The organism is Candidatus Dorea massiliensis AP6 (assembly GCF_964245105.1).
GTDB classification, from domain to species: Bacteria; Bacillota; Clostridia; order Lachnospirales; family Lachnospiraceae; genus Laedolimicola; species Laedolimicola intestinihominis.
Genome location: NZ_CAXTKW010000001.1, coordinates 221,228 through 235,253, shown reverse-complemented (window position 1 = coordinate 235,253; position 14,026 = coordinate 221,228). Strand labels below are relative to the sequence as shown.

Sequence of the window (14,026 nt, the reverse complement as noted above, 5' to 3'; positions counted from 1 at the left end):
ACAGGGAGAGTTGTATGAAAGTAGTCATTATGGCTGGCGGAAGAGGAACACGAATTACTTCCGTGGCAAGCGATATACCAAAACCAATGATAGAGATCGATGGAAAACCGGTGCTGGAACACGAGATAGAGTGTCTCCGGAGGCAAGGATTTACCGATATCATTCTGACTGTAAGTCATCTGGGCCAGATTATTATGGACTATTTTGGTGATGGAAGCCAATTTGGCGTTCAGATTGAATATTATTTCGAAAAAGAACCACTGGGAAATGCTGGCGCGCTGTTTAAGATAAAAGACAAACTGGGTTCTGATTTTCTACTGTTAAATGCAGATGCAATGTTTGACGTGGATTTTAACCGTTTTGTTGCCTTTCATAAAGAAAAAGGCGGTCTGGTAACATTGTTTACGCATCCAAATAGTCATCCATATGACAGTGGCCTGATTATTGCGGACAAAAATGGAAGTGTTGAAAAATGGCTGGCCAAAGAAGATAAACGACCACTCTATTATAAGAATCGTGTCAATGCTGGTCTTCATGTTATCAGCCCTAAAATACTGGAGACAAAACCGGAAGGAAGCAAGGTAGATCTGGACAGACAGCTTCTGAAACCACTTGCTGGAACTGGAAAAATGTTTTGCTACGACAGCCCGGAATATGTCAAAGACATGGGAACGCCGGAGCGTTATTACGCAGTTTGTGAAGATTTTAAAGCTGGAAGAGTATCCAGAAAAAATCTGAGTAACAGACAAAAGGCGATCTTTTTGGATCGTGATGGAACGATCAATAAATATGTGGGATTCTTGCGCAAAATAGAAGAGTTTAAGCTGCTGGATGGAGTGGCTGAAGCGATTAGAAAAATAAATGCAATGGGATATCTGGCGATTGTGACGACCAATCAGCCGGTCATAGCGCGCGGGGAAGTGAGCTTCGAAGAGCTGGAAGAAATCCATAAGAAGATGGAGACGCTTCTGGGGCAGGAAGGTGCTTATCTGGATGCGATTTATTATTGCCCACATCATCCGCATAAAGGGTATGAAGGTGAGCTCCCAGAGTTGAAGATAGATTGTGGCTGCCGTAAACCAAAGCCGGGGATGCTGATAAAGGCTGCGGAGGAGTTTCATATTGATTTAGAAGCTTCCTGGATGATCGGAGATGGAGAAAATGATATCAAAGCAGGAAAGGCAGCAGGCTGCCACACGGTACTGATTGGAAAAGAAACTTATGGACAGGAGAAAACGGTACATTCCCTGCTTGAATTTGCAGAATGGTTGGAGGAACAGCAGTGATGCTAGAAGAAAGATTACAAAAACATATTGATTTACTGATAAAAAGATATCCGGCATTGAGTACAATTCAGACGGAGATAACAGATGCCTATCTGATTATGGAAGAATGTTATAAAAACGGAGGAAAATTGATGATTGCCGGAAATGGGGGCTCCGCTGCCGATGCCGAACATATCGCAGGAGAACTGATGAAACGGTTCAAAACACCGCGTCCAGTAAGCCGGGAATTTGCAGAAAAATTAAAAGCAATTGATCCGGTAAGAGGGAAAGACCTGGCAGAGAATCTGGAGTGCTCTCTGATGGCGATCCCGCTTGTAGCGCATGAGGCATTAACAACAGCCTATATCAATGATGTAGACGGACTTGGTGTATTTGCCCAGCAGCTTTTCGGCTTTGGAAGGCCGGGCGACGTGTTTTTAGGTATCTCCACATCTGGAAATAGCAAAAACGTTATGAGCGCGACCGTTGTAGCACGGGCGTTGGGTATTAAAGTCATCGGACTGACCGGAGCCAGGGGTGGAGAACTGGAACAAGTATCAGATGTATGTGTAAAAGCGCCAGAGACAGAGACCTATATGATTCAGGAATATCATTTGCCGATTTACCATTGCTGGTGTCTGATGTTAGAAGAAAAATTCTTTGGAGAAAAGAAGTAGTATGGAAAAACAACCTTTGTTAAATACCTATGTAAATAGTGTGGACATGGCAGAAACCATAGCAGCCATTGAGCAGATGATTGCAGATGGAAAAAAGTCATACATCGTGGCCATCAATGTTGATGTGGTAATGAAAATTGAAGAGGATCCTTATCTGAAAAAGATTGTAGATGAGGCAGATATGGTCCTTGTAGATGGAAAACCATTGATATGGATTTCCAAACTGCACAAACAAGAGGTTAAAGCTAAGATATCCGGTTCGGATCTGGTGCCGCTGCTCTGTAAGGTAGCAGCTCAAAAAGGGTACCGCATGTTTATTATTGGCGGCAAAGATGGAATTGCGGAGCAGGCAAAAAAACGTCTGGAACAACAACTGCCGGGAATTCAGGTAGTCGGTACGTATGCACCGCCCATGGGTTTCGAAAAGGATGAAGCAGAGTTGGATAAAATTAATCATATGATTTCGGAAAAACAGCCGGATCTGTTGATTGCTTGTTTCGGATGCCCAAAGCAGGAAAAGTGGATTTATGAAAATATCGGAAAATACGATGCAAAGGTATCTATCTGCGCCGGAGCAACCGTAGATTTCTTGGCGGGAAATGTGAAACGTGCGCCAAAATGGATGAGTGAACATGGATTAGAGTGGTTTTATCGCTTCCTGCAAGAGCCGAAGCGGATGTTTAAGCGGTATTTTGTGGATGATGTGAAGATTTTAAAATTAATTTTAAAATATAGGGGACGAAATGATTAGTATAATTGTACCAGTATATAATGTTGAGAAATATATTGAACGTTGTCTGGAGTGTTTGATTAGACAGACAGAAAAAGATATAGAAATTATATTGATAGATGATGGCTCAACAGATAGAACGAAAGAAATCTGCGATAGTTATGCTAAAAAGTATTCCAATATGAGTGTTGTCCACAAGAAAAACGAAGGAGTGTCATCAGCAAGAAATTTAGGGATTGAATTATCAAAAGGTGAATATATAGCGTTTGTTGATGCTGATGATAGTGTTGATTTGAACTTTTTTGAAGTACTGCTAAATTGTTTAAAAGAAAGCAAAAGTGATGTGGCTGCATGCGCAGTTGCAAATGAGTATAATGCACATTATGAGATAAAGAAATCTCATAGTGAGATGCTAGAATATACAGTATTTGATGGGAATGAAACGGTATTAGATGGCGTAACTGTACTTGGGGGTTACATATGGAACAAACTTTGGAAAAGATCACTGATAGGTGAACATAGGTTTTCGGACAGCATATCTATGTGTGAGGATCTTTTATTCTTATGGGAAACTCTTAAAGATTCAAATAGGGCTTGCTATGTCGAAATGAATATGTATCATTACTTGATTCATTTTGAAAGCTTGTCACATAGTTCAAATATAGAAAAGTATAGAGAGGCTTTACAAATACAGGAAAAGATAATAAAAGAAGCAGAAGAACTAGGATTAAAATCTGTATCTGGTTTGATTGTAAATTATTTAAATTGGAATTTGAAACTGAGTGAAATAATGGTGGTTTCAAAACAATGTGACAAAAACATGTATTGTGAGATAAAAAATAATCTTGTCAGATATCATAAATATTTTTGCAAATGCGATTTTCGCCGTCATTTATTAGCGAATGCATTGCTTATTTCATGGACAGCATATTCAATATTAGCAAAGACAATTAGTACGATTAAGAAATTATATATGCTTAAATACACTTTGAAATAGAAAATAAAGTGGCAAAGGTAATTTTTACATTACGGTTATTCAGCTAACATTGGCAATGATTTTAATGCGACAGGTAGTATAAAAATGAATAGAGTAGCAGTTATTATATTGAATTACAAATCATGGAAAGAAACTTTGGAAGAAGCACGTTTATGTAATGAAAAACTTGGAATTCCATATAAGGATATTATTATTGTGGAGAATGCTTCCCCTAATGAATCAAAGCAGGCGTTGGAAAGTGCGCGTGACAGAGCCGGATTTATTTTATTGATATCAGATGAAAATAGAGGTTATGCAGCGGGCAATAATATTGGTTTGCGTTATGCATATGAAAAACAGTATTCATATGCCTGGATTTTGAATAATGACATTATTATAAAAGATAGTTTAATTGTGTCTAAGATGGAGGCGATTTTTCAAAAAGATTCGTCCATAGCGATTGTAAATCCGGATATCTATGCCCCGGATGGACATATGTTTAATCGTGATGCTACAAGACCAACGTTTTGGGATCTTACGTTTGGAGCACTGAGCTATAAGAAAAAGGGACGCAATATAGTTGACTTAGGCGGATATGCATATGTATACAGACCACAGGGGTGCTGTATGATGGTTGATTTGGCAAAAATGAAAGCTGCAAATTATATGGATGAACATACTTTCTTATATGTAGAGGAACCGATTCTTGCGGAGAGATTGCTTACAAAAGGGTATCGGTGCGCGTGTTGTCTGAATACAGAGATCGTACACAATCATTCCAAAACAGTAAAATCGTCATTGGATAAAAAGAAAATTCTTAAAATAAAAAACAGTAGTTTTTCTTATTACCTGAAAGAGTATAGAAAATATCATACAATACCGATGATGATTTGTGTGCTGTTTGATTGGATAAAATGGATAATTCTTGAGTAGAAAATAGTTGCTTTGAGGAACTGCAATATGAAAATATCTGTGATATGTGTTTATAACAAAAGAGAGGATTTTGAGAATCAATTACTCAGCTCGTTAAAAGAACAGAATATAAACTATGAATTAATAGCGTTGGATAATACATGTGGTCAATTTAAATCAGCTTCCAGTGCTTTAAATTATGGTGCAGAAAGAGCGCAGGGGGATATCCTGATTTTTTCGCATCAAGATATATGCTTAAAAAGAAAAAATGAACTTGAATTGTTTGCAGAGGCAATTAGCAAAATGCCGCATGGAGATATATTTGGAACGCAGGGAGTGAAAGAACCTTCAAAAAAATATTATTCCAACTTAACAGCAGGGGATGGGTATAATGATGTAATTGTAAATGAGTATGAGGAAAAGAATTATGAAGTCTCCTGTGTAGACGAAGGATTTTTTGGAATGAAAAAAAGTACATGGTCTACATTAAAATTCAATGAGTCATTATGTGATAATTGGCATTTGTATTGTGTTGAAATGTGCTTGCATGCGAGAAAAAATGGTGGACATATATATGTTTGGCCTTCTCAATTACATCATTTTAGCATGGGGAAGATATCATTAGGGTATATGGATAATTTAAAAAGACTTTGTAAGGTGTATCATAACGATTTTAAATATATATGGACAACTTGTTATAAGGTAAGGACAAATTGGTTTTATATAAATACCTTATTTATAGTTTGGCGATTAAATAGAAAAATCAGAGAAAAAATCCAATGGTTGTTCAGTTATAAAGTATGAATACACGGAGTGAAAATAAAAATGATGATAAAGGGAAAAATCAAAATTAGCGAAACACTTTTTTATACGTTAGGTGTATTCGCAACAATACAATTACTATCACTCGCAGGAATTACAGTGTTCAATATTTTGTTGATGTTGATAGCGGTTATTTACTTTTTACTTAATAGTAATTGTCTGAAAATAGATTCATATTTTGTAATATCAATGTTAGGAACTTTACTCACGATTTTTCTTTCTGCGTGCAACGATTCTCTTTCTTCGGAATTTAAAAAACGTGCAGTAATTGGAGGAATAATATATGTATTGGTTTTGCTTGTTTATTTAGTAATGAATACAAAAACGAAATATGCAGAAAAGATTATAAGAGGGTTTGAGTTTTCGTGTATAGTAACACTTATATGGTGTTTTTTGCAATTAGGTTTTTATTATGCATTTCATTTAGACATTAATACAATAGTTTTTTCAAAAATTTTTGGAATAGCCGGGGCGGCAAGTGATTATCACAATGGAGCAATTATACCATCCGGCTTCTACTCCCATAGAGCTATTTTAATGCCCAGTTTTATATATATGTTTTTTTCAACGTCGAATCCATATTTGATGATTGTGATTATTCTGATGGGGTGCTTGACAAGAAGTACAGCCTTAATTATGGGATTAGTCTTGGCAATGCTATTTAAGGTGGGCACATTTTTAGTTACTAGTTTATATAAAAAAGTTAGAAAAAAAGAATTGATTGTGGTTTTATCAATTATTGTTATTACTTTTGCAGGAATTTTTATATGTAGATCTAAAATATCAGAATTAGTTGGTTATATGCTTATGCGTATAGCGGATGCAACTTCAAATAAGGCAGACAATAGTAGTGTGGTTCACTTTTTATATTATAAAAATTTACCGGTAATTATCAAAAAAATGAATATTGTAAATGTATTATTTGGTACGGGATTTGGAACATCTGGACAGCATTATGTATGGTTTAATGGGCAGTATGCGGATATGGGGGCATGGGTTGTTGAAAGTGATTATATAAATATTTTACTGAGCCAAGGCATTGTTGGAATAATTTTATGGGGGTATATATTAACTAAAATAATTATATTATCTATAAAATATAACTACTGGGAAAATATAGCATTTGTTTTGATTGTTGCATTTGTTGGAATAATGTATAATATTCAGTTCACATGGTTTATAATTATAGAATTTGCATTTTTACTATTAACTAAAAGAGAAGTTCGGGTGTTTAATAGCAGTTTTAAAGGAAAAAGGAGAATATAAAAATGATATATATAATTACTCATAAAGTATTTGTTCCGTATTTTACAGATAATGCTCATTATAAAGTATTGCACGTTGGACTTAACAGCAATAGATTACAGGAATATTTGAGTGATGATGTTGAGGATAATATATCAGAAAAAAACTTGAATTTTTGCGAATTGACTGGTTTATATTGGATTTGGAAAAATGGAAATGAACGATATTCAGACATAACCGGTTTAGTGCATTATAGAAGATATTTCACAAGTAGATTAGATGATTTTTTATATACTTATTTTAATAGACGGCCAAGGGTAATAAAGTATGATTATATCGAAAAATGTCTAAAAAAATATGATATTATACTTCCAGTTCCAGAGAAAATTTTTAGAACGGTAAAGCAAAGTTATATTGATGTTCATAATGAAGAAGATTTGTGCCTTACTAGAAGCGTGATTGCTGAAATCTGTGCTGAATATGTGGATTCATTTGATAAAGTTATGAATTCGCATAAGTATTATTATGCGAATATGATGCTTTGCAATAAACAAATTTTGGATGAGTATTCGCAATGGTTATTTTCTATTCTATTCAATTTAGAAAAAAGAATAGATGTTGATAAATACTCCGATGAATATCAAAAGAGAGTCTTTGGCTTTTTAGCGGAAAGATTACTACAGATTTGGGTATATCATAATAAATTAAAGATCAAAGAATTTCCGGCTTTTAACACAGAAGCAAGGAGGCTTTCAATTTTTGAAAAAAACAAAAATAGATTTTCAAAGCTTTTCAATATATAAGCTATTTAACTTTTTTAAGAAAGGAGAACGAAGTCTAAGCGTATGAAGGAAATCAAACAGCATTCATTGAAATATAATTTTATAATGAACTTTATACTAAGTGCTTCGCAAGTTATCTTTCCTTTAATAACATTTCCATATATTTCACGTGTGTTGTTAGCTGACGGAACAGGGAAAATTACTTTTGCAACATCTGTTGCAAATTATTTTTTGATGATTGCTTCGTTAGGTATTCCAACATACGGAATTAGAGCGTGCGCGCAGGTTAGAAATGATAAAGAAAAATTATCTAAGACTGTTCAAGAGTTATTAATTATTAATTTTATTACAACATTTTTAACGATAATTATGTATGTAATATGTGTATGTGCAGTGCCTAAACTTAGAAATGAGCCAATATTATTTTTTATTAATGGAATAAATATTTTATTAAATATGATAGGAATGAATTGGTTGTATCAGGCACTAGAACAATATGATTATATAACGTTTCGTTCAGTATTGTTTAAAATCTTATCTGTCATTTTAATGCTATTACTTGTTCATCGACGAGGAGATTATATTATATATGCTGCTATTACTGTGCTAGCAGCAGTTGGTTCAAATGTTCTTAATTTAATTCGAGCACGTCAATATGTTGACTTAAAATTTGGTAAAGAATATGATTTGCGACAACATATAAAACCGATTTTTATTTTATTTGCACAAAGTCTTGCGGTATCAATTTATACGAATCTAGATACAGTTATGTTGGGTTTTATCAAATCAGATGTTGATGTTGGGTACTATAATGCTGCTGTAAAAGTGAAAAATGTTCTGGTTAGTTTAGTTACATCTCTTGGAAATGTTTTGTTACCGAGAATGTCATTATATGCTAAACAACATAAAAATAGTGAATTTTTGGGAACAATGTCCATGGCAATGAATTTTACAATGTTAATTTCAATACCATTGGCATTTTATTTTAGCGTTTATTCAACTGAAACAATTTCGTTTTTGGCAGGAAATGGATTTTATGGAGCTATATTGCCTATGAAAATAATCACTCTTTCAATCATTCCGATAGGATTGACTGGAATTTTAGGAATTCAAGTGTTGACAGCTATTGAAAAAGAAAAATATGTTCTTTATTCAGTTGTAACTGGTGCTGGTGTTGATTTTATCTTAAATTTATTATGGATTCCGGTTATGGGAGCGGCAGGCGCAGCTTTGTCTACGGTAGTAGCTGAGTTTTCAGTTTTAGCGTTACAAATTATATTCTTAAAAAAGATGTTACAAGAAATAAAAGAAAATTTGAGAACGACTGTATATTTGATATTTGCGCTGATTTCAACTTTAATTAGTTACTGCGTTAAAATAATAGATATACATTCTTCTTTTTTGACTTTGATTGTATCGGTGTTTGTATTTTTTGCTGTATATTTCAGTTTATTACTGATATCAAAAGATAAACTTTTTATTAGAATTACAGATTCTTTGAAAAAAAAATAAGTATATGTTGGCTCTAATGTTCCATTTCGGTTTTGGTGAACCAGAATATTTGAAAATAATATGAAAAAGTAAAGAGGTGCTGTTGAAGTATGTATAATTATTTAGTAGTCGGCTCGGGCTTATTTGGAGCGGTTTTTGCTCACGAAGCAAAGAAAGCAGGGAAAAGCGTATTAGTTATTGATAAGAGAACTAATATTGCTGGGAATGTGTATACAGAAGATATTGAAGGTATTCATGTGCATAAGTACGGTGCGCATATTTTTCATACAAATAACCAGAAAGTGTGGGACTATGTTCAGCAATTTGCAACATTTAACAGATTTACAAACAGTCCAGTAGCTAACTATAAAGGGGAATTGTATTCTCTTCCGTTTAATATGTATACATTTAACAAGATGTGGGGTGTTGTCACACCAGAAGAAGCAAAAGCTAAGATTGACAAACAAAAAAAAGATGCAAATATTAATGTTCCCAAAAATCTTGAAGAACAAGCAATTTCTCTTGTTGGAATAGATATCTATGAGAAGCTCATAAAAGGGTACACCGAGAAGCAGTGGGGAAGAGACTGTAGGGAGCTTCCATCATTCATTATTAAGAGATTACCTGTTCGTTTGACATTCGATAACAACTATTTCAATGCTCTATATCAAGGCATTCCAATAGGTGGATACACAAAAATGGTTGCGAATATGCTGGACGATATTGAAGTGAGATTGAATGAAGACTACCTTGCTAAGAAAAATGAATATGATGCAATTGCAGAAAAAGTAATTTATACGGGCCCAATTGATGCTTATTTCAATTATGTATTAGGAAATCTGGAATATAGATCTGTTAGATTTGAAACAGAGTTATTAGATAAACCAAACTATCAGGGTAACGCTGTAGTCAACTATACGGATCGCGAAACACCATACACAAGAATAATTGAACATAAATGGTTTGAGTTTGGAAAGAATGATGCGGGGAAGGATATTTCGAAGACTGTAATTTCTAAGGAGTATTCATCTGAATGGAAACCTGGAGAAGAACCATATTATCCGGTTAATGATTCAAAAAATGTTACATTATATGAAAAATATAAAAAACTGGCTATTAAAGAGAGGAAGATTGTATTTGGTGGAAGATTAGGAGAATATAAATACTATGATATGGATGCGGTGATAGCGTCTGCTTTGGAATGCGCAATGCGAGAAATTTAAAATGTAAAACTTCGTAATATAAATCCTTATCAGGAAAACTCGTTCGTTATTGACTGCCTTCTACCCTGGTTAGAAGAACTGCCAGAACAATGTCGCTTGAAAACGTACTTTTGCCACATTTAGACCTGAGCCAAATGTGGACTGAGCAAAAAAAGTTATCCGAGGATCAATTTGCTAATGGCCCATATTATTATGTATATGAATTGGAAAAATAATCCGGAGGTAAATGATTATGTTATTAGCAATCATCCCGTGCTACAACGAGCAGGAATCGTGTCCTCTTTTTTATGGGTAAGCCACAAAAGTATTATTATCCATAAAAGAGGACTATGAGATTATCTTCGTAAACGATGGTTCGAAAGATAATACGCTGTTCATATTAAGAGATTTTTAATCAAAAGATTCTCATGTTACATACCTGCCGTTTCCCAGAAATTTTGGCAAAGAAGCAGCCATGAATACAGGGTTTACTTGTATCCGGTAGCAGGCTGGGCATCCACCATCTGCGTTATTATTTTCATAGGTGGCATTCAACTTTTTTGCCTGGGAATTATGGGGAAATATATTGCGAAAACTTATATGGAAACTAAGAAACGTCCGCATTTTATCATTGCGGAATCCAATCGAAACGATATCAAACACATCGGCTAATACACACCTGAATCCTGAGGGGGAAAAACACAGATGAAATTAAAACTGCTGGCAAAAAAATCATTTTCAATCGCTCTTATCCTGTCCCTGACATTGGCTCAAAGCACCAGCGCTTTTGCGGCAGAAACTGATCCGAATTTCAACATTTCTAAAGAAGTAGGGACAGAATCAGCACAATCTCCAGAAGAACAGCCATCTGAAAAGGAAGCCGAACTCCCGGACACAGAGGAAGAAACCATAGGTGATAGTGCTTCAGCAGAAGCAAACTTTTCGAAAGATGAAAATACAGATATGGAGACATTGGACAATGAATCAAGCGAAGATACAGAAATAGATACGCCGTTCATTCACGCTGAAACCAATGCTCATATGACTGGCAGTTATATTCCTGGTGATTTGGACAAGGACACACCGGTTTACGACAGTGGTATCGGTATGTACGGTTCTATTCCGTCCTCCTGGGATAATCGCAGTTGTTATCCGGATAATCGCGACCAGAATCCTTATGGAACCTGCTGGGCTTTCTCTGCTCTTGGTCTTGCGGAATTTGATTTAATTAATAAAGGCTATGCAGATTCCTCTATTGATTTGAGCGAGCTGCAATTGATTTATTTCACTTTCAATTCTGCTCTGGATCCGTTGGGAGGTACAAAAGGCGACCAGTCAAAATTTTATAATAGCGCCAGCTACAATTTTCTGAACTATGGCGGCAATTATGAGAACGCAGCAAGGCGTCTGGCTCAGTGGAGCGGCGCGGTGAAGGAAAGTCTGGTGCCCTACAGTCAGGCTTCCGGCGTGGCGGGCAATGGGCTGGCGGATGAATACGCTTATACCCACAACTCTTATTTACTGAAAAATGCGTATCGAATCAATATCGCTGAAAATACCGACGCGGTAAAAAGTAATATCATGGAACATGGAGCAGCGGGTGTGATGTATTATCACAATGACGCGTCTATGCTCTGGAACAGTGATAAGAATCTCTGGACCTATTATGACACGGATTACAGTGGTGGCGGTCATGCGGTGATGATCGTGGGCTGGGACGACAATTTTTCCAGAGACAATTTTCCTGGAGTAAATAAGCCGAACCAGGATGGTGCCTGGTTGATTCGCAATAGCTGGGGCGCCTACGTGAATTATTTCTGGATGTCCTATGAGACGAAGTCCCTCTCTACGGCTGCCTGGTTTTTTGATTTTGACCCAGCCGGTGAATATGATAACAATTATCAGTTAGATGGGGGTTTGAGTACCTATTATGATACCTGGTATACCCATGAGGCCAATGTGTTTCAGGTTCAGAGTAACTCTGATGCGGTCTCGGAGACGCTGAAAGCGGTGCAGCTGTCATTTACCCATGTTGCGGGTGTGAACTATACGGTTGACGTGTATACAGATTTGGCCAATCCTCAAAATCCGCTGAGTGGACAGAAGCAGGAAGAGGCGAGTGTCAGCGGACAGGCAGGGTATGCGGGTATTTATACTATTGAGCTGGAAAATTCGGTTAAGCTGAAACCGGGCAGCTATTTCTCTGTAGTGGTTTCACTGGATCGAAATGGACTGGATTACGAGCAGTCTATCAGTTATGCAGATGGTGATACAAACGTCTGGTCCTGCCCGGCCACGGCGGCAGAGGGCAGCTACGGTTCTCAGGATGGGGAAAACTATTACCGCTGGTCGACGAATGGAAATTTCTGTATTAAGGCGCTGACGGCAGATACGCAGGAAGTGATTCCTGAACCTGAACCTGAGCCGGATCCGGAGCCGACGCCGGAAGAACGGCTGGACGCATTGGCTGCAGAGCATAAGGATGATGTTCCGGATGGTGCTTATTTTATCCGATCTGCGGTAGATGATAATTATGTACTGGATGTATCCGGCGGCTCCGGGGAAAACTGCGCCAACGTACAGCTTTATACGAGAAATGATTCCAATGCGCAGAAATGGATCATTGGTCATGACGCAAAAGGATATCTTATATTAACCAACGCAGGCAGCCTTAAAGCGCTGGATGTAAGCAATGCGGCAATTCAGAATGGCACTAATATTCAACAATATGAATCTAATAGTTCCAAGGCACAGAAATGGATTGGTGTCCGGCAATCAGACGGAAGCGTGTTATTTATATCCGCGCTGGATAAATCGAAATGTGTGGATCTGAAATGGGGAACAGCAACCAATGGCACCAATATTCAATTGTATGAATCCAATGGGTCGAAAGCTCAACATTGGATTCTCTCACAGAAAACACTGATGGAAGAGCTGGCTGAGGCGCACCGAGATGACGTGAAGGGGGGAACCTATGTCATTAAATCCGCAGTAAATCAAGCATACGTACTGGATGTGGCCGGCGGTTCGCGGGACAACCGTGCCAATGTGCAGCTCTACGAGGGTAACGGAACGAATGCTCAAAAATGGAAGATTTCTCATGACGCAGATGGATACTTGATTATTACTAATGTAGGCAGCGGTCGGGTGCTGGATGTCAATAACGCAAGTAATGCCAACGGCACGAATATTCAGCAGTATGATTCCAATGGATCCAAAGCCCAGAAATGGATCGGTGTGAAGCAGGCAGATGGCAGCATCGAATTGATTTCCGCCCTGGACAAAACAAAATGTATGGATGTGAGCAATGGAACTGCGAAAAATAGCTCCAATATACAGCTTTACACAGCGAATAATTCCAAAGCGCAGCGCTGGATTCTGGTGCAGAATTTGGAGCCGGATGAACTGGCGACGGCTCATCGGAATGATGTGAAAGATGATATCTATACGATTTGTTCTGCGGTAAACCAGAATTATGCATTGGATGTCTCCGGCGGTTCTAAAAGCAACTGTGCTAATATACAGATTTATATCAGTAATGGGACAAATGCACAGAAGTGGAGGGTGACTCATGATTCCAAGGGTTATCTGACGCTCACTAATGTGGGCAGCGGAAAGGTCTTGGATGTGAACGGCGCCGCCACAGCCAACGGAACGAATATTCAGCAATATGATTCCAATAGCTCCAAAGCCCAGAAGTGGATCGGCGTTCAGCAATCCGATGGCAGTATTGTGTTGATTTCTGCCCTGGATTCACAGAAGTGTATAGATCTGAGCAGCGGCCAGGCGGTTAATGAAGCGAATGTACAGCTATATGGTTCTAATGGAACGAAGGCGCAGAGGTGGGTTTTTCATTAATGAAAAGATTTGGATTTCCAATATATAGTTATATTCTAATATGCTGATTTAGAGGACTGTGCGGAA

The 14,026-nt window shown here is 37.2% G+C and carries 12 protein-coding genes; all 12 read left to right on the top strand.

Annotated features, from left to right (window positions below; translation table 11 throughout):
* Nucleotides 1–14 precede the first annotated feature (14 nt).
* Nucleotides 15–1,286 carry a D-glycero-beta-D-manno-heptose 1,7-bisphosphate 7-phosphatase gene (gmhB, locus tag ACESZP_RS01355; protein WP_499707800.1) on the top strand — a complete coding sequence of 424 codons (1,272 nt, stop codon included), beginning with the start codon at nucleotides 15–17 and terminating at the stop codon, nucleotides 1,284–1,286.
* Nucleotides 1,286–1,942, top strand: coding sequence for a D-sedoheptulose-7-phosphate isomerase (locus ACESZP_RS01350; RefSeq protein ID WP_499707799.1), 657 nt, complete (start codon nucleotides 1,286–1,288; stop codon nucleotides 1,940–1,942). Before gmhB ends, ACESZP_RS01350 begins: the two co-directional genes overlap by 1 nt.
* A 1-nt stretch (nucleotide 1,943) precedes the next feature.
* Complete coding sequence (locus tag ACESZP_RS01345; protein ID WP_499707798.1) at nucleotides 1,944–2,693, top strand: WecB/TagA/CpsF family glycosyltransferase; 750 nt, start codon at nucleotides 1,944–1,946, stop codon at nucleotides 2,691–2,693.
* Nucleotides 2,686–3,669, top strand: a complete 984-nt coding sequence (locus ACESZP_RS01340) for a glycosyltransferase (protein ID WP_499707797.1) — start codon at nucleotides 2,686–2,688, stop codon at nucleotides 3,667–3,669. Before ACESZP_RS01345 ends, ACESZP_RS01340 begins: the two co-directional genes overlap by 8 nt.
* An 84-nt stretch (nucleotides 3,670–3,753) precedes the next feature.
* The gene (locus ACESZP_RS01335) at nucleotides 3,754–4,581 is read left to right on the top strand and encodes a glycosyltransferase (protein ID WP_499707796.1); all 828 of its coding nucleotides are present in this window, start codon (nucleotides 3,754–3,756) and stop codon (nucleotides 4,579–4,581) included.
* A gap of 27 nt (nucleotides 4,582–4,608) precedes the next feature.
* Nucleotides 4,609–5,364, top strand: coding sequence for a glycosyltransferase family 2 protein (locus ACESZP_RS01330; protein ID WP_499707795.1), 756 nt, complete (start codon nucleotides 4,609–4,611; stop codon nucleotides 5,362–5,364).
* A 21-nt stretch (nucleotides 5,365–5,385) separates the two neighbouring features.
* On the top strand, nucleotides 5,386–6,648 hold the full coding sequence (locus ACESZP_RS01325) for an O-antigen ligase family protein (RefSeq protein ID WP_499707794.1): 1,263 nt from the start codon (nucleotides 5,386–5,388) through the stop codon (nucleotides 6,646–6,648).
* 2 nt (nucleotides 6,649–6,650) lie between these two features.
* Nucleotides 6,651–7,430 carry a DUF4422 domain-containing protein gene (locus tag ACESZP_RS01320; RefSeq protein ID WP_499707793.1) on the top strand — a complete coding sequence of 260 codons (780 nt, stop codon included), beginning with the start codon at nucleotides 6,651–6,653 and terminating at the stop codon, nucleotides 7,428–7,430.
* Between the two features lie 42 nt (nucleotides 7,431–7,472).
* The gene (locus ACESZP_RS01315) at nucleotides 7,473–8,921 is read left to right on the top strand and encodes a flippase (protein ID WP_499707792.1); all 1,449 of its coding nucleotides are present in this window, start codon (nucleotides 7,473–7,475) and stop codon (nucleotides 8,919–8,921) included.
* 89 nt (nucleotides 8,922–9,010) lie between these two features.
* On the top strand, nucleotides 9,011–10,123 hold the full coding sequence (glf, locus tag ACESZP_RS01310; RefSeq protein ID WP_499707791.1) for a UDP-galactopyranose mutase: 1,113 nt from the start codon (nucleotides 9,011–9,013) through the stop codon (nucleotides 10,121–10,123).
* A gap of 316 nt (nucleotides 10,124–10,439) precedes the next feature.
* Nucleotides 10,440–10,517, top strand: coding sequence for a glycosyltransferase (locus ACESZP_RS01305; RefSeq protein WP_499707924.1), 78 nt, complete (start codon nucleotides 10,440–10,442; stop codon nucleotides 10,515–10,517).
* A 290-nt stretch (nucleotides 10,518–10,807) separates the two neighbouring features.
* Nucleotides 10,808–13,960, top strand: a complete 3,153-nt coding sequence (locus ACESZP_RS01300; protein ID WP_499707790.1) for an RICIN domain-containing protein — start codon at nucleotides 10,808–10,810, stop codon at nucleotides 13,958–13,960.
* Nucleotides 13,961–14,026: the final 66 nt, after the last annotated feature.